Raw genomic sequence first — 21,854 nt, 5'->3', positions numbered from 1 at the left:
GGCGATTGGTGTGCTCTATCTGCTCCTGATCACGGTTCTGGATGCCCGGGGTCCGATGCTTCCCCCTCCTGCTGAGGCCCTGGCCGGGGGGGAAGCCGTCCCGCCGCCGCCGTCTGAAGCGGTTCAACCACTTGCCGCATCGCACTGGCCAGAAAGCGCTTCAGTGACTGTTCCCGTCGGTTGAGCTCAAAGGCCTGTTGCACAACGGTCTGCATACCGCCGTCACCCCAGTCTTGGTCCTGCTCGAAATAGCGCATGAAACTGCTTCCGGCGATTCGGGTGAGCCATGCGGTCACCACCCCCTGGAGCACCTGACCAAGAACCAAGGTGGGCAAGCTCAGGCTAAGGCTGGTGCCCAGCAAGCTCATGGCACCTTTGACGATGCCCAGCTTGCCCAGGGTCTGTCCGAGGGACAGGGCCAGATCCTTGGCGCGATCTCGGGACATCTCGACCCCGTAAATCTTGGCCATTTCCAGGATCATCTGAGCATTCACCGCTGCTGTGCTCAACAGATCCACTCCAGGCAGCGGGTTTGCAGCGACGATCCCCGCTCCCATCCAGCTATAGCGGTCGATGCAGCGTTTCGCTTCCCGAGACCGCTGGTCGTTCAGCAGATCGCGCCCACGGCTGTCAAGGGATCGGCATTGCAGAAGGATGTTGTCGGCAATCAATTCCTCCCCTTCGGCGTGCAGCACGACGGCGAGGCGCTGCAACAGATCGCTGACGTCAGGTAGCGGCTGCAGCGGGCGACGTCCGGGTTGAGGAATCGATTGAGGAGATGCACTGCAGGCCACCACATCCGCAGCGTTGAGCTGTCCCTGGCAACGGGAACGAAGCACCTGCAGGAGTCTCTTTTCCTCGTCAATACCGCGTAAATCCCTCTTGTTCAGCACCAAGAGCAGGCGCTTGCCGAGACCGGCGAGGGAACTCACGACGGCGTATTCCGAGGCTCTGAGGTCTCCGTCCACCACGACAATCAACAGGTCGGCGCGAACCGCCCGACGACGGGCTGTTTCTTCTCGGCTGAGGCCTTCTTCTCCAGCTTCCAGGATCCCTGGGGTGTCCACGAGCTGAAGACCACGCTCCAAACCTTTCAAACGCAGGCGGTAGGTACGGCTGGTTTTGGTCACGCCCATGGGCGCTCCCACATCGCCGACCATTTCATTGAGAAGGGCGCGGATCAGCGATGTCTTGCCGCTGGATCCGGTGCCGAACACCACAACCACCAGATCGCCTCGCTTCAGTTCCTCAGCGACCCGATCGCGTTCGTTCTGAAGGCTGCGGCGGCTGATGTCGTCCTGGATCCGTTCGATCAGACGATCGACGTGGCCGAGGCTTGTAGTAGCGGCATCCCGGCGGTTTTGTGGAGCGGCGGTGGGTTGACTTTGGCGTTGGGCCGGGCGTGTTTTCAGGCGTCTCCACATCGGCCAACCCACCTGCACCGCCACGGTGGCCAGCAGCACGAACCCCAGCAGCAGCACCGGCGTGAGCAACCAGGGAGGTAGGAAGTAACTCAGATCCCACAGCAGGCTGCGGATGGTCTGAACGGCAACGCCGATCAGCACGAGAGCCGCAAAAGCAACGGCGAGACCGATCAGCAACCGGGTTTGGCGTTTCATGCCTGCTTCTCACCAGCCTCAGGGCAAGTTTGGGTCAGCCACGGCTGCTGTCACCCCGGCGTGTCAGGAGGTCGATGGCAAAGCAGAGCACCGCGAGATTGATGGCGACATCCGCCCCATTGAAGATCGGGAAATCGATCGGTTGGAGCGCCAGAAAATCCACCACGTGGCCCAGACGCCAACGATCAAGACCATTGCCCAGGGTTCCGCCCAGAAGCGCCGCAGCGGCAAGGGCCTGCCAGAACGGCAGCACCCGTTCACGCCAGATCCACAGGATCAGCCCAATGCCAACAACAAAGCTCAGCAGCCCAAGCAGAACAGTGGAGTTCTGTAAAACACTGAAGGCTGCGCCTGTGTTGTGCACCAATTGCAGGGAGAGCAGGTGCGGCAGCAGGGGTAGGGATTGGCTCCCTTGCAAAGCGCTGGACGCAGCCGCCTTGCTCAGCTGATCCACCACCACGATGACCAGGGCAATCAGCAGGGTTGAGCGACGCGGAAGTGCTCTCTTCATGGCTCGATAACTAACAACCGGCGCAGCACAACCGAGAGGAATCCTGCACCGATGCAGAGCAGCATTTGAGCCGGTAGCGGACCGATCGAAAACTGCATCAGCAGCTCGGGGAAGCCAAGGGCCCATCGCCCTAACAGAGCCCCTAGGGCGAGATTCAGTACCCCGCAGATCTGGAGAACGAGCAGTCCCGCAAGGGCGCAGAGCGACTGTCTGGGAAGGTCATCCATCCCGTCCTGCTGCGCCAGTCGACCGGTGAGCCAGGCCGCGGGAACGAAGCCCGCCAGATAGCCGAAACCCGGTTCAAGCACGTAGCTCAACCCTCCACCGCCATGGAACACCGGCAGACTGAACAATCCCAGAGACAGATAGCCGACAGCGGCCATCACGCCAGCACGCGGCCCACTGACCATGGCGGAGAGAAGCAGAGCCGGCACCTGCCAGGTGACAGGCAGGGGAAGAATGATCGGGTCGGGGGCAGGCAGGAACAACGCGGCCGGCATAAGACCACCGATCAGGATGGCCAGCAGACCCGCCAGGGCACCGCACCAGGAGGCGAGAGCCCTCACACCATTCGCTCAACTCGGCCCATCCTGCTCGACAATGCAGATCCTGCCCAGTCCAGATGACGGTATCGATTGGTGATCGCCTGCGCCTGTCGCAGCAGCTTCAGTTCCTCAAGTCGGCGGATCCGATGCCGATGCTGCGACCGCCTGATCTGGTGGCGGTCGGTGAGGTGGGCGAGGTGGTTGCGCTTCATCCGATGGACACGGTTGCCGTGCGTTTTCGCCGAGGCACGTTTCTGATCCCCCTCGACCGGCTGGATGCGGTGGATGCCGATGAGGTGGACTAGGCAGCAGCTCGGCGCCGCCAGCGCCGGGCGAGCTGCTCCAGTGCACCGGAGGTTCCGCACAGGCTGAGTCGTGGCTCGCTCAGCCAACGTTTGGCTGCCCGGCGCACATCCGTCGGTGTCAGCCCCGCGAGAGCCTCAACACAGCGCTGGTCATGATCGTCGGCCAACCCTTGTGCCTTCAGCTGAACCCGCCGCTCCGCCCGTTGGGAGCAGGTCTGCAGCCCCTGGGCGAGCTGACCGATGTATTTGGCCCGTGCGAGCTCGAGTGCGGCATCACTGAGGGGTTGCTCACTCAGCTCATCCCAGATGTTCAGCAGCAACTCCAGAGCGAGCTCTGAGCGCTCCTCAACGCTGGAGGCCATCAGCACAAACGGCGCAGGCCCAGTCAGGGCAGGGAAGTGAGCTGCCACGTCGTAGGCCACGCCATGGTCTTCCCGCAGACGCTGGAACAGCAGACTCGACATTCCCACCCCCAGATGGCACTGCAACAAACGCAGCGCCAGTTCATCCGGGTGGCCATGCCCCAGCGTCGCTTGCCCAAGCATCAGAACCACCTGTTCGGTGTCCATCGGTTCGAGCTGGATCGTTTCGGTCCCAACCGCTTCGGCGTAGGGGCGGCGGCCTGAGGGATCTTCGCTGTTCCCCTGAGGCCAGTCGCGAAAGTCCTCAAGCGACCGAATCTTGTCGATTATTTGGGGTGGGACGCTGCCCGCCAGGGCGAGAACGCTCGATGCCCCGGCTAGCCGTTCCGCTAGGGGAAGAAGTGCTTTCCGATCAAGGTCAACCAGCTCCTCTGCGATGCCCATGGGGTCGTGGCCGTAGCCCCCGTTGCCATAGGTGAGCTGCCTCCATCCGGTCGTGGCGCAATGGAAGGGGTCCTCCCGTTGCCGTTGCAAGGCCTGAATCGTGAGCGAACGTTCAAGGGCTACCTGGTCAGGCTCAAGCTGGGGGGAACGAACCATCTGTGCCAACAAGGGCAGAAGCTGCCCTGCGTCTTCCACCGTGCAGCGCAGGCTCAGCACAAGCGCGTCCTCCTGGGCATCACAGCGCAGACCTGCTCCGCATCCCTCAACAAGGTCCGCTAGTTCCACGTGGTTGTGTTGGCCGCAGCCGCGGCTGAGCAGGGATGCCAGGAGGTCATGGGCTCCCCGTGTTTCTGCAGGGTCGTCGGCGCTGCCAAAAGGAAGCAGCAGTTTTGCGGCCAAAATCCCCGGGCTGGAGACCGGTTCGATCAGTAGTTCGGGGTTGCTCATCTGTTCTCCGTCTTGGCTTGGGCGGTCAGCACAAACGCCTGTTCGGGTTGAAGCCTGGGGAACAGGTCTGAGCGAAGCCGTTCTGCCGTCCATGGCGGCAGGAAGGCCAGGGGGTGGAGCAGATCTTGCAGACGGTCCCAGAGGGTTTGGCTGGCGCTGAGTCCAGACACCTGGCCCGTCGATTCCAAGGCGTAGCGAAGTCCATTGCTCACCAGCTGCTGGCCCCGTTTCAGTTCCTGATCGCTGACGAGCTCATCTGCCATGGCACGTAACTGCCGGTTCACTTCCTCTTCCACAGCCTCCAGATGCTCGTCAGGGCAGATCACCTCCAGCGTGATCAGGCTTCCCTGCTCTAGAACCGAGAGGTCCATAGATACGCTTTCGACGATCTGCAATTCCTCCCTTAAGCGGTTCACGAGACGACTGCGTCGTCCCTCCCCCAGAAGGGTTGTGGCGAGATCAGCCGCCATTACTCCGCCCTGATCCTGGGCCTGGGGTGCTTCCCAGAGCATCAGCAGTCGAGCTGATTCGAGCCGGTCTACAACAACGCTCTCGCGTCCAGGACGCACGCTCAGGGGGGATGACGGTGATGACGGATCAGAGGCATCCAGGAGGTCTGCCAGAGCCGAGGACCCCACGGCACTGCGTAGCTCAGTTGATGCTGGCCCGGCCATCGCCAGGCAGCAATTGGAACCTCGGTATTGCCGCTGGTGAAATTTCCGCATGGCTTCGGGCGTCATGCCCTCCAGGCTGCGGGGTGTACCCAGGATGGGTCGGCCGTAGGGGTGTTGGTTGCATCCCTTGCTCAACAGCAATTGCAGCACCTGCTCATTGGGTTGATCGGCGTATTGAGCGATCTCCTCAAGCACAACCCCCCGTTCCATGTTGAACCCGTCTCGCTTGAGGCTTGGCAGTAACACCAGTTCGAGCAACAGATCCAACGCTTCGCGGGCTCGATCCGGCGGTGTCAGCACGTGGAAGTGAACGTCATCAAAGCCTGTTGCGGCATTGCTGCTGCCCCCCAGAGCTTCGATGGCCTCGTCGAACGCCCCCGCGGCCAGCCGTTCACTTCCCTTGAACACCATGTGCTCCAGGAAATGGGCCATGCCCTCTTCCCCTGGCTGTTCACTGGCACTGCCGGCACGGCACCAGAGATCGAGACAGGTCAGGGGTGCATCCGGCATGTTGGCCGACACGCAGCGCACTCCGTTGGGGAGGGTCCAATGGTCCAGTGGGGGACCGGAGAACGGAAGGTTCAGAACTGCGTGGCAAAGTTCCATTCTGTGCCTGCTCGTTCGATGCAGCCCAAGCCGCTGGCGCTACCGCCAGGACAGCACCCCCTTGTTCATGCCTTGGCGGCGTCGATCCGTAGTGCCTGGGCGGGATTGCCCGGATTGGAGATCCTTTCCTGCGATGAGGATTTGCGTTTCATCCAGGGGCAACTCGATGGTGAAGGCCTATCGATCGGCAACGAGCTTTTTCGCTGCATCGGTCTTCGCAAACTTCATTTGGAGGTCGCGCGACTCGGCAACGGACTTCAGATCCTCCACAGCGTCTGGTTCCCCGATCCCCATTACGACCTGCCGATTTTCGGGGCAGACATCGTGACGGGCCCCGCTGGCGTTTCCGCCGCGATCGTCGATCTTTCCCCCACCTCCGATGCCCTGCCGGAGCAGTTGATTAAGCGGCTTGAGGCCAAACCCTGGCCGGCGTTCCGTCAGGTTCGGGACCTGCCGGCATGGGGATCACTCATCTTTTCGAACAAGGTGTGCTTCATCCGCCCCGATGGTGCTGACGAGGAAGCGGCCTTCTTGGAGTTGGTGAGCCACTACCTGCAGGTGATGGCCACCAGCGTGATGGAAGCGACTCCCGAACCGTCAAAGGCTCTCACTACAGTCCGCCGGTACGAGGGTCAGTTGAACTATTGCCTTCAGCAAAAACGCAACGACAAGACCCGCCGCGTGCTCGAGAAGGCCTTCGATTCCGCCTGGGCCGATCGCTACATCGACATGCTTCTGTTCGACAACCCACCGGAACTCTGATGACCCCCAAGCGCTGGTCTGTTCTGGCTGGGAGTTTGCTAATTGCTGTCACCGGCGGCTGGTTGCTGCGGCCGACGCCCGAACCCAAGCAGGTTGAACCGGCGCCTGCACGCACGGTTCGACCGGAAGCGGTTGCTGCCCTGGGGCAGCTGCAGCCGGCTGGGGACATCCGCAATCTGGCGGCACCCAATGCGGGAATGGCGGGGACACCCCGGGTGGCAGTCCTCAAGGTGAATGAGGGTGACCAGATCAAGCGGGGCCAGGTGTTGGCGTCGTTCGATCACCGTGATGGCCTCCTCGCTGATCTAGAGCGTGTCGACGCGGAACTGCGCAGCCTCGACCAGGAGATTCGTCTTCAGGCCATTGAGGTGGAGCGCTTCAGCAAAGCCGCTGATTGGGGTGCTGCCGAGTTGACTCTGGTGGACAACAAGCGTGAAGAGTTGGTGCGCCTTGAGGGAAGGCGGGATCAGGCCCTAGCGGAGCGCAAAGGGCTTCAGGCCGACCTAATGCTGAGCGAGCTGATCTCCCCCCTTGATGGTGTTGTGCTCAAGCTGCACGCCCGTGCAGGCGAGCGCCCTAGTGCGGAGGGGGTGATGGATGTGGGGGCCAACCAGGCGATGCAGGCCAGCATCGAGGTTTACGAATCCGACATCTCCCGAGTCCGCCCCGACCAGTCTGTACGCCTCACCAGCGAGAACGGTGGTTTCCGCGGTGAACTCCTCGGTAGCGTTTTGCGCATCAGCCCGCAGGTTGAACAACGGTCTGTTCTCTCCACAGATCCCACCGGCGATGCCGACGCCCGCGTTGTGGTGGTTGATGTGGTGCTCAACCCTGAAGATGCCGCCAAGGTCAGCCGTCTGGCTGGTTTGAAGGTGATCGCCCGCTTCGATCCATGAACCGGTTCTGGCGGGGCCGTCGGATTCCCCTCTCCTGGCTGTTGCTGACGCGCCAGCCCGTTCGCTTGCTGGTGGCACTTGCTGGCATCAGCTTTGCGGGAATTCTGATGTTCATGCAGCTCGGATTCCGTGATGGCCTGTTTGATGCCAGCGTCACGGCGCACCGGCTGTTCGATGCCGATGTCGTTCTGATCAGTCCCCGCTCCGCCAGCTCCGTGAGCATGGAAGCCTTTCCAAGGCGGCGGCTGATTCAGACCCTGGCTGATCCCGATGTTGAGGGGGTGACCCCGGTGCACTGGGGGCTGATGCTCTGGCGCAACCCTGAAACGCGCCGCAACCGGTCGATTCTGGCCTTGGGCTTCAATCCCGAAGACCCCTTCTTTGTCGACCCCTCCCTGGCGCAGAAAACTGACGCTCTGAAGCAGAAAGGGCGGATCCTGTTTGATCAGCTTTCACGCCCTGAATTTGGACCGATTGCCGATTGGTATCGCGATGGCAGGGTGGTGGAAACCGAGATCGCTGGCAACCGTGTCAGGGTCGCGGGTCTGGTGAGCCTGGGCACCAGTTTTGGTGCCGATGGCAACCTGCTCACGAGCACCGAGACGTTCCTCGATCTGATGCCTCAGAAGCCGCCTGGGGCGATCGAAGTGGGTCTGGTGCGGTTGAAGCCAGGAGCGGATGCTGAGCAGGTGGTGTCCCGATTAAGCCAGCGACTGCCTAAGGATGCTTCGGTGCTGACCAAGCAAGGCTTCATCGATTTCGAGCAGAACTACTGGAAGAGCAGCACCTCCATCGGTTTCATCTTCACCCTCGGTGCTGCCATGGGCTTCGTGGTGGGCTGTGTGATCGTCTACCAGGTGCTCTACACCGATGTGAGTGATCACCTGCCGGAGTATGCCACCTTGATGGCGATGGGCTATCGCCTCAGTCATCTGTTGGGGGTGGTGGTCCGTGAGGGCTTCTACCTGGCGGCGATGGGGTATGTCCCCGCCTACCTGGCCGGTCAGGGTCTGTACTGGTTCGTTCGTGACGCCACCAAGCTGCCAGTCGGTATGGATCTTTCCCGGGCGTTGACCGTTCTGGTGATGATCTTGGTGATGTGCATGCTGTCGTCGCTCCTGGCAATGCGTCGTCTCATCGATGCAGACCCTGCGGAGATCTTCTGATGGCAGCTGTTGTTGTCGACAACCTCACCCATGCCTTCGGCCAAGGGGAGATGCGCCGCGAGGTTCTTCAGAACATCAGCTTCAGCATTGAGCCGGGCGAAGTGGTTTTGCTGACCGGTCCCTCCGGCTGTGGCAAGACAACGCTGCTCACTTTGATCGGCGCCTTGCGGACTGTTCAGCAGGGTCAGGTGTCGGTGCTTGGTCAAGCGCTTGATGGGGCCGGACGTCGGCGCCGCCAGCAGGTGCGCCGGCGCATTGGCATGATTTTTCAGGGCCACAACCTCCTGCGCTGCCTCACTGCAGAACAGAACGTGCAGATGGGAGCCGATCTTCTGCCTGATCTCAGCTACAGGGCTCGTCGGGATGAAGCCCGTCAGTGGCTTCGCGCCGTGGGTCTGGAGGACCACATGGCCAAAGTTCCTCACGATTTGTCCGGAGGCCAGAAGCAACGGGTCGCCATTGCCCGTGCCCTTGCCGCAAACCCTCGGCTGCTCCTTGCTGATGAACCCACCGCTGCATTGGACAGCCGCACGGGCCGTGAGGTGGTGGAGCTGCTTCGCCGACTGGCCCGTGAACAATCCTGTGCGGTGCTGATGGTGACCCATGACCCGCGCATCGTTGATGTCGCCGATCGCCTGCTCCAAATGGAGGATGGGCAGCTAATGAATGCTGTTTAGTAAGATGAAAGTTGATATCAGAGCCCGCAGTTCCGCATGGCCAAGCGCAGAAACCTGAAGAAAGAAAAGCAGGAGCGGAACCGCGCCTACGCGCGCAAGTTCAAGAAGCGCAAGATGCGGAACGATGGCCGCGGTGAAGGCGCTGGTAATGGTGTGACCGGAACCGCCAACAATGGTGGTGCCGCCGACTGATCAGCGGATCAAATCATCTGTAAAAAGGGGGCCTTCGGGCCCCTTTTTTGTTGTTCGTAGGCTGGGTTCCCTTCTGCATCGGCCGTCACGATGTTCGTCAGCGTCGTTATTCCGACCTACAACCGACGCCCGATCCTCGAGAAATGCCTCTCGGTACTAGAAGATCAGCAGCTTGCTGGAGCTGTTCAGGACTACGAAGTCGTTGTGGTCGACGACGGTTCCAGCGATGGAACGCCGTCTTGGCTGAGGGAGCAAGCCATTCGTTTTCCCCATGTGCGCCTGATTGAGCAGGAGCACGGTGGTCCTGCGGAGGGGCGGAACCGCGGCGTGGATCACGCCCGTGGTGATGTGATCGTCTTCATCGACAGCGATCTGGTGGTCACAGAGACCTTTCTGGCCACCCATGCACGCGCGTTGAAGCAGTGCTGGCACCGGCGTGGTGATCGGCTCTGCTTCACCTATGGCGCTGTCATTAACACCGCCAACTTCGAAGCACCTTGCTCGGAACGCCACAAATTACGTGACTTGTCCTGGGCTTATTTCGCCACCGGGAATGTGGCCATTGATCGGGAGGTCCTGGAGCGTTCAGGCCTGTTCGATACCGGTTTTCGCCTCTACGGCTGGGAGGACCTGGAACTGGGTGAGCGCCTGCGGCGGATGGGAGTTGAGTTGGTGAAGTGTCCCGCCGCGGTCGGTTACCACTGGCACCCCGCCCTGACCCTCGACCAAATCCCCCGCCTTGTGGAAGTGGAGGGAGAACGGGCCCGTATGGGGCTTGTCTTCTACCGCAAACATCCAACCAAACGGGTGCGGCTGATCATCCAGTTCACCTGGTTCCATCGCATCCTTTGGGAAGTGCTCAACCTCGGCGGGCTCATCAATCCCTCCAGCCTTCGCCCGCTGCTCCGCTGGCTGATCCGGCATGGCTATCCGGGAACGGCGATGGAGCTGCTTCGTTTGCCCCTCAATCGCATTGGTGTCCGTGCCCTGTTCCGTGAAGCCAGAGCGGCGGGGCTTCGCTGATCAACGTTTTGATACCTTCTATAGGTCCTTTCACTCCGCACACCTGCCCGTTTCGGGTGCACCGTGAGACCAGCTCATGCTGGTTGTTCAGGTCCCTGGCAGGTGGAGGCGAACCCGAAACCCTCAATTCATGGCTGTCGTAACCCTCGCCGAGATGATGGAGGCTGGTGCCCACTTTGGGCACCAGACCCGTCGTTGGAACCCCAAGATGTCGCGTTACATCTATTGCGCGCGCAACGGCGTTCACATCATCGACCTCGTGCAGACCGCCGTCTGCATGAACAACGCCTACAAGTGGACTCGTTCTGCTGCCCGAAGCGGCAAGCGTTTTCTTTTCGTCGGTACCAAGAAGCAAGCCTCTGAAGTGGTGGCGCTTGAAGCCGCCCGCTGCGGAGCCTCCTACGTAAACCAGCGCTGGTTGGGCGGCATGCTCACCAACTGGACCACCATGAAGGCCCGGATCGACCGTCTTAAGGATCTAGAGCGGATGGAGTCCAGTGGCGCTATCGCCATGCGCCCCAAGAAAGAGGGTGCGGTGCTGCGTCGTGAACTCGAGCGTCTCCAGAAGTATCTGGGTGGCCTCAAGAACATGCGTCGCTTGCCTGATGTGGTGGTCCTAGTGGACCAGCGTCGTGAATCGAATGCCGTGCTCGAAGCCCGCAAGCTCGACATCCCCCTGGTTTCCATGCTGGATACCAACTGCGATCCGGACCTCTGTGAGGTTCCCATTCCCTGCAACGACGACGCCGTTCGTTCTGTGCAGCTGATCCTGGGTCGTTTGGCCGATGCGATCAATGAGGGTCGCCATGGCTCTAACGATCAGCGTGGTGGTGACAGCGAAGGCTGATCTCCTCTGACCGCTAAGTTCACGCCGCTGATTCCTAACCGGGAATCGGCGGCGATTTAATTCCCTTTCTCACTGCTCCGACCGATGGCTGCTGCCGTATCCGCCAAGCTTGTCAAAGAACTGCGCGACAAGACCGGCGCAGGGATGATGGATTGCAAAAAGGCCCTGGCCGCCACGGAAGGCGATGCCGACAAGGCCGTTGAGTGGCTCCGCCAGAAAGGCATCGCCAGCGCTGAAAAGAAATCCGGTCGCACCGCCGCCGAGGGCGCCATCGGCAGCTACATCCACACCGGTGCCCGTGTGGGTGTGCTGGTTGAGGTGAACTGCGAAACCGACTTCGTGGCACGGGGCGACATGTTCCAGTCGCTTCTGCGTGATGTCTCCATGCAGGTGGCGGCATGCCCCAACGTCGAGTACGTCACCACCGACGAGATCCCCGACGAGATCCGTGAGCGGGAAAAGGCAATCGAGATGGGTCGTGACGATCTCGAGGGCAAGCCTGAGCAGATGAAGGAAAAGATCGTTGAAGGTCGCATTGGCAAGCGCCTCAAGGAACTCGCCCTGATGGAGCAGCCCTTCATCAAGGACAGCTCCATCACCGTTGCTGACCTGGTGAAGCAAACCGCCGGCAAGATCGGCGAGAATGTGAAAGTTCGTCGTTTCACTCGTTACACCTTGGGTGAGGGCATCGAGTTGGAAGACAACGATTTCGCTGCTGAAGTGGCTTCCATGCAGAACGCCGGCTGATTCCCTTGTCCGAACCGGACGTCAGGCCTGCTTACGACCCGTCAGAACAGCTGGCACGCCTACAACGGTTGTGCCGGCTGCGGTCCATTGCCCTCTACAGGGAGCAGGCTCTCTATCTACAAGTGCTGAGGGAGCTGCTGGAAGGAGCCACCCGTCAGGCACTGTTCGATCTTCTTGGTGAGGTTGATCCCTCCCGTTTCAGTCGTCTGCCGGAGTCGACCCGTCAGAATTTCCATGCGTCGGTTAACGACCTGATTGACCGCTGCAGCGTCTTGCTCACGGTGGAGCAGCTGATGCAGCTGGTGAGGCAGATGCAGGAGGAGCAACGGCGCCAGCAGGCGCATGCCAGCAGAAGCATGCTGCAGAAGCTCAGTCGCCAGACCGAGGACAGTGCGCCTGAGCTCGAGCACCCTGCGTCTGATCTGCCACGGGAGGAGCCTAGTGGTTCCATCCGGTTGAGCTTGGCTTCACCGCTTGAGTCCCCCCAGGGCGCTGCTGCTCAGGATCCCGTTACGGAACCGGTCCCTGAACCAGAAGAAGCCAAATCGACCGGCGATCTTGATGTGCTCCGATCACTGTTCGAGCTGACTGGTGATGCCATGCAGCTGGCCCAACAGCCCCTTCAGCCCAGCGTTGATCTGGATCAATCGGTTGAAGACAACGACCACTTTCTCCCCAGTGAGCCGGATGCGCTGTTGCACTGGATCCACGCCATGGACCAGGCGCTTGAGCGACGGCTTCGCAATTTGTCCCACGCTGTGAATGTGCAGATGCTGCGGTCAGGGCTGGCCCAGACCCTTCTCCCCATCAGCCTTCTTGATGCTGTCTTGAAAGGACAAGTCGAAACGCAGCCAACCGCTACGAACGTGCTTCGCCTGCGCCTCCCTTTGGCCGTCGGTGAGCTCGACCAGGGCATGGATGTGCTCTGTGTGCTCCTGCGCAGCAACGATCTGGAGTTCGACAGCCCACGTCTGCGTCAGTGCCGCAAACGATTGCGCACTCACCACCATGCTCTGCTCACAATGGTGCGGCAGCAGCGTCATTGGCAGCGTCGCTCCCTGGATCGTGAGGCCCGGACCCATTGGCAGACCCCATCCGATTCAACGCAGCAGCTGAGCGGGGACTGACCAGCGAGCAGCTGTCGCTGCTCCTGGCCTGGATGCTTCCCATTCAGCGCTCGCTGGGGTTGGAGGCTGATCGAGGTTTTCAGAATCTGCAAGGTCGCCAGCAGCGGTTTCACGACTTTTTGCAGCAGCAGCTCGCCGCCCCACCGGCCGTGCCCTTTCCTCAGGGTGTCAGTGAGCGAATGTCAAAGCTCAGCGCAGGCTTTGCCGATTATCCGGACCTCGCTGACCCTGCCCGCCGTCGCTTGGTCACCGATGCCCGTCAGTGGCTGCATGAGCTGCGCCATCGTTTGGAACCCTCGGCTCCGATGGCACCGCCACGCCTGAAAGTTCAGGCATCTCCCCAGCAACGGACCACTTCACCGCTGCAGCTCGACAGTCCCATCACTCAGATTCGTGGTGTGGGGCCGAAAGTCGCCGCCCGGCTGGCCTCGATCGGCTTACTGCTGGTGCGCGATCTACTCCGCTATTACCCCCGCGATCATGTCGATTACTCCGCGATGCGCCGCATTGAGGCGCTGGTGTCGGGGGAAACAGCCACGATCGTTGCCACGATTCGCCGTTGCAACGGATTTGTCAGCCCGAGGAACACCAACCTCGCCATCATCGAGCTCCAGCTGCAGGATCCGACGGGTCGCCTGAAGGTGAGCCGTTTCCTGGCTGGCAAACGCTTCAGTTCTCCGGCCTACCTCAAAGGCCAGCAGCGCCTCTACCCCGTTGGTGCCACCGTGGCCGTTAGCGGTCTGGTGAAAGACGGCCCCTACGGCATCACCTTTCAGGATCCATTGATCGAGGTGCTGGACAGCCCCTCGTCTCCAGTCAAATCAGCCAGCATCGGGCGACTTCTCCCGGTGTATCCCCTCACCGAAGGGCTCGGAGCTGATCGTTTCCGCAGCCTGATCGATCAGGTCTTGCCGCTCGCGGAATCCTGGCCTGATCCTCTCCCTGCTGCGCTGCAGCGGCAATTCCATCTGCCGACGCTGGCTGAAGCCCTGCAGGCCCTGCATGCGCCCAAGGATCGCGAGAGCCTCGATCAGGGGCGCCGCCGTTTGGTGTTCGATGAGTTTCTGCTCCTGCAGCTCGGCCTGTTGCGCCGACGCCAGGCGCTGCGCTCTCGGACGGGACCGGACCTTGATCTTCAGTCCAGTTCCAGTGGGCTTGTGGGGGAGTTCATGGATCTGCTGCCCTTTTGCTTCACTGCAGCCCAGAAACGAGTGTTTCAGGAGATCGAAGCCGATCTGGCGCGCACCGAACCCATGGCCCGTCTGGTGCAGGGGGATGTCGGCTCTGGAAAGACGGTGGTTGCCATTGCAGCGTTGCTCAGCACCATTGCTTCGGGCTGGCAAGGGGCTCTGATGGCCCCCACGGAGGTGTTGGCAGAGCAGCACTACCGCAACCTCTGCCAGTGGCTGCCGCAGCTCCACGTCAGCGTCGCGCTGTTGACAGGATCCACGCCACGGCCCCGCCGCCGGGAGTTGCTGGATGACCTGGCCAACGGTTCCCTGAAGGTGCTGGTGGGCACCCATGCTTTGCTCGAGGAACCGGTTGTCTTCAACCGCCTGGGGCTGGTGGTGGTGGATGAACAGCACCGTTTCGGTGTGCATCAACGAGATCGCCTGCTCAACAAGGGCTTGCAGCCTCATCTGCTCACCATGACGGCAACACCGATCCCACGGACCCTGGCGCTCTCGATGCATGGGGATCTGGATGTCAGCCAGATCGATGAATTGCCTCCAGGGCGAACACCGATTCGCACTCGCATGCTCACGACCGGAAAGCGGGAAAAGGCCTATGAGTTGATCCGTGAGGAGGTGCAGCTGGGCCAGCGGGCCTATGTCGTTTTGCCTCTGGTGGACGAGTCGGAAAAGCTTGAGCTTCGCTCAGCAGTTGAGGTTCACGCTGAATTGGCCTCGGAGGTTTTTCCTGATCTGGCAGTTGGTCTGCTGCATGGACGACTCTCCAGTGCCGCCAAGCAGGCGGTGCTGACCGATTTCGCTGCGGGCAATACCCAGGTGCTGGTGTCAACCACTGTGGTTGAAGTGGGGGTGGATGTGCCTGAAGCCAGCGTGATGGTGATCGACCATGCCGAACGCTTTGGTCTGGCGCAGCTGCATCAGTTGCGGGGGCGCGTCGGTCGTGGTGCTGCTGCCTCCCATTGCCTGTTGATCAATGGCAGCTCCAACCCCCTGGCCCGCCAGCGTCTGGATGTGCTGGTGCGCTCCACCGATGGCTTCGAGATCGCCGAGATGGATCTGCGCTTGCGCGGTCCTGGACAGGTTCTGGGCACCCGTCAGTCGGGCCTGCCTGATCTGGCCCTGGCCAGCCTTGCCGATGATGGTTCCGTTCTGGAGGACGCACGAACAGCTGCCCAGGAGCTGTTGAAGCATGATCCCGAGCTCGAGCAGCAACCGTTGCTGCGCGAGACCCTCGATGCACAGCAGCGTCGCCTCAGCGGCGGCACCCCTTTGAACTGACCCATCCTCTTGCAGTTTCGATGCGCCCCTGGAGCCCGATTCCGATCGAAGATTGCGGAGAGGCCATGCAACTGCTGCCTCCCGATTTGTGGCGGATGGAACCTCATCCGTACCTGAAGCTCGGGGCGCCCTATGGGGCGTCGGGGAATCCTTTCCAATTGCGCTTGGGGGTCGTTCAGCGCCTGCTTGACGCCCAGCAGCGGTTGATTGAGCACGACCCCAGCTTGCGACTCAGCATTTTTGATGCGTGGCGGCCGATCGCCGTACAGGCCTTCATGGTGGACCACAGCCTTGCGGAACTCTGCCGTGAACGCGGTGTGGAGGTGCGCTCGGGGGACGCCTTCGATCAGGTGGTGGCCGATGTGGGACGGTTCTGGGCCGCTCCCAGTCGGGATCCCGCCACGCCGCCACCCCACAGCACCGGTGCTGCTGTCGACCTCACCCTCAGCAGCAGGGATGGAACGCCACTGGCCATGGGTGGAGAGATTGATGCCATCGGTGCGGTGTCTGAACCGCAGCACTACGCCGGTCGGGAGGATTCCGAAGCTCGGCGTTGGCATCAACGCCGGCAGTTGCTTGCTGAAGTGATGGGATCAGCCGGATTTGTTCAGCATCCAAACGAGTGGTGGCACTACTCTTTTGGCGATCAGCTCTGGGCCTGGAGAAAGGCTGCAGCTGTGGCGGTCTACGCCGAGGCCGTCAACAGCGCGCTCACTTCCTGATCGCCCAGCTTTTCGATGTGGTCCCCGAAGCTGCGTCGTCCACCCGCAGCTTTCCAGCTGATGAGGAGTGGCTCAAGGGTTTTTTCCAGATCGTCTAGGGGAAGTTTCTCCATATACGGGCGAGCAAGGCGCTGGAGGTTGGGGGTGCCGCCGAGCCACAGCTGGTACTGGTTGACTCCGTTGCCCACCAATCCCAGCTCCGCCATGTAAGGGCGAGCGCAGCCGTTGGGGCACCCGGTCATGCGCACCAGAAGAGACTTCTCAATCTCGAGCCGCCGCAGCTGGGCATCGAGACGATCCAGTACATCCGGGAGGATGCGCTCCGATTCGGTGATGGCGAGCCCGCAAGTGGGCAGAGCCGGGCAGGCGATGGCATGTCTGGCCAGGGAGGCTGGGGCTTCAGGCACCTCAAACCCAAGGGCTTCCAGCTGGGTTCGAATGCTGGCTCGTTGGGAGGTGCCGATGTTGCACAGCAGCAGGTCTTGATTGGCGGTGAGACGAATCTCCAGTTGATAGGTCTCCACCAGCTGCCTCAGCCCTGCCTTGAGGTCTCCGTTCAGGCGACCGCAGAGCAGGGGCAATCCCACAAACCACATCCCAGCCTTTTGCCGATGCCAGCCGAGGTAGTCCAACAGCTTGGCCTTCGGCTCATTGCGCAGCCCCTTGAGGGGTCCCTTGAAGTAGGTCGCACAAAGGGTTTCGCGGAACCATTGGATGCCCTTGTCATGCAGCAGGTACTTCATGCGGGCGTGCTTGCGCACCTCCCGATCCCCATGGTCCCGTTGCAGCGCCAGGATCGCCTGAACCACATCCAGAACGTCGGCGGCATCGACGTAACCCAAGGGATCCGCTGTGCGAGCGAAGGTCTCCTCCTTGTTGTGGGTGCGACCCATGCCACCGCCCACGTAGACGTTGCAGCCCCGCAGTTCGCCGGAGGGGTCGGTGAAGGCAACCAGGCCGATGTCCTGGGTGAGCAGATCAACAGAGTTGTCCCCTGGCACGGTGACGGCCACCTTGAACTTCCGGGGCAGGTAGGTATCCCCGTATAAAGGTTCCTCAGTGCTGCCGGAAAAAATGCCGCCTTCGCTCTGGCGCTTTCTGGTCTTCTGAACGGCTCGGCTGGGCTTGAAGCGATAACTCAAGTCACCATCCACCCAGAGGTCGAGATAGGCCCCCTCGGCCGCCTCGGGACTGAGCAGATCGGCAATTTCATCGGCGAGGCGCCGTGCCACGGGATAGCCGCCTTTCTCAAAAGGAGCTGGGGGTGCCATCACGTTGCGGTTGATATCCCCGCAGGCCGCAAGGGTCGAGCCCATGTTACGAACGATGGTGCCGATCACCTCTTTCAAATCGGCCTTGGCGATGCCGTGCATCTGGAAGGCCTGACGGGTGGTGGCTCGCAGGGTTCCATCCCCAAGGCGGTTGGACAGGTCATCGAGGGCGAGGAACAGCCTGGCCGGGATGCGTCCTCCCGGACTGCGCAGCCGCAGCATCATTTGCCAACTGCGGACCTTGTCTGTTTTGCGCAGTTCGCGGTGGTGCTGTTGGTAGCTGCCGTGAAACTTCAGCAGTTGAACGGCATCTTCCGTGAAGCGAACGTCGTCGTTGCTGAGTTCGCTCAACAACGGTTCGCGCAGATAGTCGCTGTCCAGCTTGCGCTGCTCCGCCTTGGACAGCGATTGAGTTCTTGATTCCGCCACTGCCAAGGAGCCTTCCCCCAACCCGAAAAGGTTTTCTTGTTTTGAACGTAGCGAAACGGCTTCCAATACAGTCGCCTTCGGCTCTGACCTTGGCGTGACGGCAACCTTTGTTCTGGAAATCGGCACCGAGGAGCTTCCTGCAGATTTCGTCAAGCAAGCGCTTGACCAGCTGCAGCAGCGAGTCAGTCGTGATCTGCGTGAGGCAAGGCTGGGCCATGGAGCTGTGTCTGTGTTCGGCACCCCACGGCGTCTGGTGGTCTCCGTCGCTGAGCTGGAGGAGCGCCAGCCAGATCTTCAGGAAGAGTGCAAGGGGCCTGCTGTGGCTCAGGCCTTCAAGGACGGCATCCCAGGGCCTGCGGCCATCGGTTTCGCCAAGCGCTGCGGTGTTGATCCTTCAGCCCTTGAGCAGCGTGACACTCCGAAGGGCCCTTGTGTCTTCGCAACCGTGCTCACCCCCGGTCAAGCCAGTGTTGAACTGCTCCAGGGGCTGATTCCCCAATGGATTGATGCTCTCCAGGGTCGGCGGTTCATGCGCTGGGGCACCGGCGCCCAGCGCTTCAGCCGCCCCATCCGCTGGCTGTTAGCGCTCAAGGGGGCAGAGGTGATACCTGTGGTGCTCGATGGCGCTGACCCCGAGGTCCGCAGCGATCGTTTGAGCCGTGCCCACCGTCTCCATGGTGACGAGTCACTGTCCATCGCATCAGCGGAGGTGTTTGGTGAAACCCTCGCCGCCGCCGGCGTTGTTGTCGATCGTGCGGAGCGCGCCAAACGGATTCGCACCAGCCTTGATCAGTCGGCTCAGGCTGCCAATGGAACACCCGACTGTTCGGAGTCTCTGTTCGAGGAACTGGTGGACCTGGTTGAAGATCCCAGGATTCTCGAGGGGACCATTACTGAACGGTTCCTGCAGCTTCCTCCGGAGGTGATCAGCACGGTGATGCAGGCTCACCAGCGTTATGTGCCACTGCAGGTGCCTGGCTTGGAGGCTGACCCGCTCCGACTCACTGCTGAGGCTGTGCTTCGGCCCCAGTTCCTGTTGGTGGGCAATGGCCTGGCCCCGGCGTCTTCCTTGATCGTTCGTGGCAACGAACGTGTGCTTGGCGCGCGCCTGGCGGATGCCGAATTTTTCCTGGACGTTGACCGACGTCAGTCCAGCGCATCTCGGCGTGAAGCCCTTGATCGCGTCACCTTCGCTGATGGGCTGGGCAGTCTTCTCGACCGCTCCAAGCGGATCGAGCGGCTCACGGGGCTGCTGTTGAAGCAACTCGATCTTGATCAGAGCGTGGCGTATGCGGCCCAGCGTGCCGCTCATTTCTGCAAGAACGACTTGGTCAGCCAGATGGTGGGCGAGTTCCCTGAACTTCAGGGCCTGATGGGGGGCAAATACCTCCTGGAGGAGGGAGAACCCCGTGATGTCGCTCTCGCTGTGGTGGAGCACTACCTGCCCCGGGGAGCCGGTGATGCCCTGCCAGCAACCCTCGCGGGAGCAGCTGTGGCCTTGGCGGAACGGCTTGAGCTGCTGCTCAGCATCTTTGCCAAGGGAGAGCGGCCGACAGGATCCTCCGACCCCTATGCCCTGCGTCGGGCCGGCAATGGTGTTGTGCAGATTCTCTGGGGCATGGCTTGGCGCCTTGACCTCATGGCGTTCCTCAACAACGCCGTGGCGGAGTGGGCTTCTCTTTTCCCTGCCTTTGAGGTGGATTCCACCCACTTGCACAACGACCTCTGTCAGCTGATGCGGCAGCGGATCGTGTCTCAACTGGAGGACGACGGCTTTGCTCCCGATCTGGTGCAGGCTGTTGCTGGTGATGCCGTCTCCAGCCAGCGTCTGCTCAGTGATCCCCTGGATGTGAAACAACGGATTCAGCTGTTGCGTGACCTTCGAGACAGCGGTCAGCTGGATGCCGTCCAGGCGGTGGTGCAACGGGCAGCCAAGCTTGCTGAAAAAGGTGATCTGGCACGGGATCAGCTTGTGGCCGGTGATGTGGTTCAGCCTGATCGATTCGAGTCAGCCAGTGAGAAGGATCTGTTCGCAGCTCTGGAGCAGCTGCAGCCATTGGCTCAGCAGCGGTCGTATCAATCCCTCGCCGATGCGCTTGTCGCGGCAACTCCGGCTCTTCAGGCCTTCTTTGATGGTGACACCAGCGTGATGGTGATGGTCGACGATTCCGCGCTGAGGCTCAATCGCCTCAACCTGTTGGCCGTCCTGCGCAATCAGGCCTCGGTGTTGGCTGAATTTGAATCGATTCAATCCAAATAAATGGCAGCGCTGGCCTCTGCGGCTAAGCGGTGGCCAGTCCATTCAGCAGGAATGGCTGATTAAGAGATAAAAAACACCCAGCAGCCTGTGGCGATCCGCCAAGGTTGCAATGGTCTGGGAACCGTGATTGCGGCGGTGATCCTTGCTGCCGCCGCTGTCAACGCCATCAACTTCTGGTCGACGAGAAAGAAAGAAAAATCCCCCGCCAAGAACGTTGAGCGAGGGATTGTGCAAATCAAGGATGCCGCTGGCAAGGCGATTGAGCCTCACAACTAACCAGCAGCTTCAGCGATGTTTTGGGCCGGCCTCCCTCAGGAGACGCCGGCCTTTTCCTTCGACTCGGACCCCTTGGAGTTGGACCCCTTGGATTCTCCGGCCTGAGCCTTGATCTGCTGAGCTGCTTCCTCTGCAAGGAAATCGCCGTCTGAACGACCAACAGCCGAAGGAACAGGGTTGTAGTCGGATGGAGCCAGGGCCTCTCCTCTGATCAGGCTGCCCAGGGTGCGGAGGGTGAGCTTGATCTGCTGCCAGGGGTTCATCAACACCACCCGCTTGTACAGGTAGCTGTCGAAGGTCAGCTTCTGCACGTCCTTGTCATCGCACATCTCCACGAAGGCTTCCCGGGCAGCGTCGTTGCGGTAGAAGATTCGCTGAAGAATGTCGAGCACCACATAGGTGGCGCCGTATTTACGGTCCCAGCGCTTGAGGTAGGTCGACTTGATTTGTTTTTCGGTGGGGATGGAAGCACCGTTGTTGGAGATTTCAACGATCGCTTCTGCACACATCCGGCCGCTTTTGGCAGCGAAATAAATGCCTTCACCGGAGCTCTTGGTGACGTAGCCAGCTGCATCTCCCACAAGTGCCATGCGACCCACAACCCGGCGCGGACGGGGGTGCTCAGGAATCGGATGCGCTTCCACCTTGATCACTTCACCCTGGAACAGACGCTTGTTGGCCCGCTCGCGGATGCCCTTCTGCAGACCCTTGATCAGGCTTTGGTTCTGCTGCATGGTTCCGGTTCCCACGGCCACGTGGTCGTATTTGGGGAACACCCAGGCATAGAAGTCAGGGGAGACGTCCGTTCCGACGTACATCTCAGCAAGATCTTCGTAATAGGTCATTTCTTCAGCAGGAAGCTTGATCCGTTCCTGGAAGGCGATGGCCACGTTGTAATCACCGGCGTCCATCGCTTTCGCCACCCTTGAATTGGCGCCATCGGCACCAATGATCAGATCAACGGCCAGGGTCTTCGGCTCGCCGGTGGGGCCACCACCGCTGTAGTCGGCGTAATGGATGGTGTATGGCCCCTGACGATCTGTTCCTGTGTCGATTTTCTGCACCAGGCCGTTGATCAGGGTTGTGCCCAGATCGGCTGCCCTGTTGCGCAGGAAGGCATCAAACACCTCACGACGGCACATGCCGATGTAGGCGTTTTCGTCGTAGCCGAGGGGATCAAGCTTGATGTCCACCTCCCTGTTGGAAGGCGAAATCATCTTCATGTTGCGGACCTTGCGGTCAATGATTTCATCAGGAAGGTCGAACTCTTCGACCATGCAAAGAGGAATGGCACCACCACAGGGTTTGGCATTGTCGAGTTTGCGCTCGAACAGCCAAGTCTCAATTCCTGCCTTGGCCAGAATTTCGGCAGCACAGGAGCCACTGGGGCCGCCACCGATCACCGCAACTCGCAACATCTCAGCCCGTCTCCGCTGGATTGTTTTTTGAAGCTATCACTGTCACAACAACCATTG

At 60.9% G+C, this 21,854-nt stretch carries 21 protein-coding genes; 14 read left to right on the top strand and 7 right to left on the bottom strand.

The genetic code is table 11. The features are described from left to right. Positions 1–29: 29 nt before the first annotated feature. The 3 genes from FZX09_RS03475 to FZX09_RS03465 are packed head-to-tail and all read right to left on the bottom strand — an operon-like array spanning position 30 to position 2,696. On the bottom strand, positions 30–1,619 hold the full coding sequence (locus FZX09_RS03475) for a YcjF family protein (RefSeq protein ID WP_226400026.1): 1,590 nt from the start codon (positions 1,617–1,619) through the stop codon (positions 30–32). A gap of 34 nt (positions 1,620–1,653) precedes the next feature. Next, positions 1,654–2,130 carry a signal peptidase II gene (gene lspA, locus FZX09_RS03470; RefSeq protein ID WP_226400024.1) on the bottom strand — a complete coding sequence of 159 codons (477 nt, stop codon included), beginning with the start codon at positions 2,128–2,130 and terminating at the stop codon, positions 1,654–1,656. Then, positions 2,127–2,696 carry a biotin transporter BioY gene (locus FZX09_RS03465; protein ID WP_226400022.1) on the bottom strand — a complete coding sequence of 190 codons (570 nt, stop codon included), beginning with the start codon at positions 2,694–2,696 and terminating at the stop codon, positions 2,127–2,129. The genes lspA and FZX09_RS03465 overlap by 4 nt, the downstream gene beginning before the upstream one ends. A 56-nt stretch (positions 2,697–2,752) precedes the next feature. Here FZX09_RS03465 and FZX09_RS03460 point away from each other — a divergent pair, with 56 nt between their 5' ends. Beyond that, entirely contained in the window at positions 2,753–2,980 is a 228-nt protein-coding gene (locus FZX09_RS03460) for an NAD(P)H dehydrogenase assembly family protein (RefSeq protein WP_226400020.1), read from the top strand. Here the strand turns inward: FZX09_RS03460 and FZX09_RS03455 are convergent. Both FZX09_RS03455 and FZX09_RS03450 read right to left on the bottom strand, forming a co-directional pair. Next, entirely contained in the window at positions 2,977–4,233 is a 1,257-nt protein-coding gene (locus FZX09_RS03455) for a pitrilysin family protein (protein ID WP_226400018.1), read from the bottom strand. The two genes, FZX09_RS03460 and FZX09_RS03455, sit on opposite strands and share 4 nt — an antisense overlap. After that, positions 4,230–5,513: a pitrilysin family protein gene (locus tag FZX09_RS03450; protein ID WP_226400015.1), complete on the bottom strand. Its 1,284-nt coding sequence runs from the start codon at positions 5,511–5,513 to the stop codon at positions 4,230–4,232. The genes FZX09_RS03455 and FZX09_RS03450 overlap by 4 nt, the downstream gene beginning before the upstream one ends. An 18-nt stretch (positions 5,514–5,531) precedes the next feature. On the opposite strand from FZX09_RS03450, the gene FZX09_RS03445 reads away from it, so the two are divergent. The 11 genes from FZX09_RS03445 (at position 5,532) to FZX09_RS03395 (ending at position 16,143) form a co-directional block, all read left to right on the top strand. Next, on the top strand, positions 5,532–6,275 hold the full coding sequence (locus FZX09_RS03445; RefSeq protein ID WP_226400013.1) for a phycocyanobilin:ferredoxin oxidoreductase: 744 nt from the start codon (positions 5,532–5,534) through the stop codon (positions 6,273–6,275). Continuing rightward, positions 6,275–7,171 carry an HlyD family efflux transporter periplasmic adaptor subunit gene (locus FZX09_RS03440; protein WP_226400011.1) on the top strand — a complete coding sequence of 299 codons (897 nt, stop codon included), beginning with the start codon at positions 6,275–6,277 and terminating at the stop codon, positions 7,169–7,171. The genes FZX09_RS03445 and FZX09_RS03440 overlap by 1 nt, the downstream gene beginning before the upstream one ends. After that, positions 7,168–8,337 (top strand): ABC transporter permease DevC, encoded by a 1,170-nt coding sequence (devC, locus tag FZX09_RS03435; RefSeq protein ID WP_226400009.1) that lies wholly within the window; start codon positions 7,168–7,170, stop codon positions 8,335–8,337. Before FZX09_RS03440 ends, devC begins: the two co-directional genes overlap by 4 nt. Beyond that, positions 8,337–9,014, top strand: a complete 678-nt coding sequence (locus FZX09_RS03430; protein ID WP_226400007.1) for a DevA family ABC transporter ATP-binding protein — start codon at positions 8,337–8,339, stop codon at positions 9,012–9,014. The genes devC and FZX09_RS03430 overlap by 1 nt, the downstream gene beginning before the upstream one ends. Positions 9,015–9,050: 36 nt before the next feature. Beyond that, the gene (locus tag FZX09_RS03425) at positions 9,051–9,206 is read left to right on the top strand and encodes a hypothetical protein (protein WP_006850288.1); all 156 of its coding nucleotides are present in this window, start codon (positions 9,051–9,053) and stop codon (positions 9,204–9,206) included. Positions 9,207–9,296: 90 nt separating this feature from the next. Continuing rightward, positions 9,297–10,229, top strand: coding sequence for a glycosyltransferase family 2 protein (locus tag FZX09_RS03420; RefSeq protein ID WP_226400005.1), 933 nt, complete (start codon positions 9,297–9,299; stop codon positions 10,227–10,229). A gap of 130 nt (positions 10,230–10,359) precedes the next feature. Continuing rightward, on the top strand, positions 10,360–11,076 hold the full coding sequence (rpsB, locus tag FZX09_RS03415; RefSeq protein ID WP_006850376.1) for a 30S ribosomal protein S2: 717 nt from the start codon (positions 10,360–10,362) through the stop codon (positions 11,074–11,076). Between the two features lie 84 nt (positions 11,077–11,160). Continuing rightward, entirely contained in the window at positions 11,161–11,823 is a 663-nt protein-coding gene (tsf, locus tag FZX09_RS03410; RefSeq protein WP_226400003.1) for a translation elongation factor Ts, read from the top strand. Positions 11,824–11,828: 5 nt separating this feature from the next. Beyond that, positions 11,829–12,950, top strand: a complete 1,122-nt coding sequence (locus tag FZX09_RS03405; RefSeq protein WP_226400001.1) for a hypothetical protein — start codon at positions 11,829–11,831, stop codon at positions 12,948–12,950. A gap of 32 nt (positions 12,951–12,982) precedes the next feature. Beyond that, positions 12,983–15,421, top strand: coding sequence for an ATP-dependent DNA helicase RecG (gene recG / locus FZX09_RS03400; RefSeq protein WP_226400350.1), 2,439 nt, complete (start codon positions 12,983–12,985; stop codon positions 15,419–15,421). 20 nt (positions 15,422–15,441) lie between these two features. Continuing rightward, entirely contained in the window at positions 15,442–16,143 is a 702-nt protein-coding gene (locus tag FZX09_RS03395; RefSeq protein WP_226399999.1) for a M15 family metallopeptidase, read from the top strand. Here FZX09_RS03395 and FZX09_RS03390 read toward each other — a convergent pair. Next, positions 16,107–17,849 (bottom strand): NADPH-dependent assimilatory sulfite reductase hemoprotein subunit, encoded by a 1,743-nt coding sequence (locus FZX09_RS03390; RefSeq protein WP_370624179.1) that lies wholly within the window; start codon positions 17,847–17,849, stop codon positions 16,107–16,109. The two genes, FZX09_RS03395 and FZX09_RS03390, sit on opposite strands and share 37 nt — an antisense overlap. 88 nt (positions 17,850–17,937) lie before the next feature. Between FZX09_RS03390 and glyS the strand changes: the two genes are divergently transcribed. After that, positions 17,938–20,103 (top strand): glycine--tRNA ligase subunit beta, encoded by a 2,166-nt coding sequence (gene glyS / locus FZX09_RS03385; protein ID WP_226399995.1) that lies wholly within the window; start codon positions 17,938–17,940, stop codon positions 20,101–20,103. Positions 20,104–20,226: 123 nt separating this feature from the next. Next, positions 20,227–20,379 carry a hypothetical protein gene (locus tag FZX09_RS03380; RefSeq protein WP_226399993.1) on the top strand — a complete coding sequence of 51 codons (153 nt, stop codon included), beginning with the start codon at positions 20,227–20,229 and terminating at the stop codon, positions 20,377–20,379. A 35-nt stretch (positions 20,380–20,414) separates the two neighbouring features. On the opposite strand, the gene chlP is transcribed toward FZX09_RS03380, so the two are convergent. Beyond that, on the bottom strand, positions 20,415–21,797 hold the full coding sequence (gene chlP / locus FZX09_RS03375) for a geranylgeranyl reductase (RefSeq protein ID WP_226399991.1): 1,383 nt from the start codon (positions 21,795–21,797) through the stop codon (positions 20,415–20,417). Between the last annotated feature and the right edge of the window lie 57 nt (positions 21,798–21,854).

Source organism: Synechococcus sp. MU1643 (assembly GCF_020514095.1).
GTDB lineage: Bacteria > Cyanobacteriota > Cyanobacteriia > PCC-6307 > Cyanobiaceae > Parasynechococcus.
The sequence above is the reverse complement of the archived record's forward strand: the minus strand, read 5'-3'. Positions and strand labels throughout refer to the sequence as shown.

Bases quoted from the DNA above. Each gene is read 5' to 3' on its own strand.
- FZX09_RS03445 (WP_226400013.1), top strand. From the start codon at position 5,532: ATGCAGCCCAAGCCGCTGGCGCTACCGCCAGGACAGCACCCCCTTGTT.
- tsf (WP_226400003.1), top strand. From the start codon at position 11,161: ATGGCTGCTGCCGTATCCGCCAAGCTTGTCAAAGAACTGCGCGACAAG.
- FZX09_RS03440 (WP_226400011.1), top strand. From the start codon at position 6,275: ATGACCCCCAAGCGCTGGTCTGTTCTGGCTGGGAGTTTGCTAATTGCT.
- devC (WP_226400009.1), top strand. From the start codon at position 7,168: ATGAACCGGTTCTGGCGGGGCCGTCGGATTCCCCTCTCCTGGCTGTTG.
- FZX09_RS03450 (WP_226400015.1), bottom strand. From the start codon at position 5,513: ATGGAACTTTGCCACGCAGTTCTGAACCTTCCGTTCTCCGGTCCCCCA.
- chlP (WP_226399991.1), bottom strand. From the start codon at position 21,797: ATGTTGCGAGTTGCGGTGATCGGTGGCGGCCCCAGTGGCTCCTGTGCT.
- recG (WP_226400350.1), top strand. From the start codon at position 12,983: ATGCTTCCCATTCAGCGCTCGCTGGGGTTGGAGGCTGATCGAGGTTTT.
- rpsB (WP_006850376.1), top strand. From the start codon at position 10,360: ATGGCTGTCGTAACCCTCGCCGAGATGATGGAGGCTGGTGCCCACTTT.
- FZX09_RS03460 (WP_226400020.1), top strand. From the start codon at position 2,753: ATGACGGTATCGATTGGTGATCGCCTGCGCCTGTCGCAGCAGCTTCAG.
- FZX09_RS03425 (WP_006850288.1), top strand. From the start codon at position 9,051: ATGGCCAAGCGCAGAAACCTGAAGAAAGAAAAGCAGGAGCGGAACCGC.
- FZX09_RS03475 (WP_226400026.1), bottom strand. From the start codon at position 1,619: ATGAAACGCCAAACCCGGTTGCTGATCGGTCTCGCCGTTGCTTTTGCG.
- lspA (WP_226400024.1), bottom strand. From the start codon at position 2,130: ATGAAGAGAGCACTTCCGCGTCGCTCAACCCTGCTGATTGCCCTGGTC.
- FZX09_RS03430 (WP_226400007.1), top strand. From the start codon at position 8,337: ATGGCAGCTGTTGTTGTCGACAACCTCACCCATGCCTTCGGCCAAGGG.
- FZX09_RS03420 (WP_226400005.1), top strand. From the start codon at position 9,297: ATGTTCGTCAGCGTCGTTATTCCGACCTACAACCGACGCCCGATCCTC.
- FZX09_RS03395 (WP_226399999.1), top strand. From the start codon at position 15,442: ATGCGCCCCTGGAGCCCGATTCCGATCGAAGATTGCGGAGAGGCCATG.
- FZX09_RS03455 (WP_226400018.1), bottom strand. From the start codon at position 4,233: ATGAGCAACCCCGAACTACTGATCGAACCGGTCTCCAGCCCGGGGATT.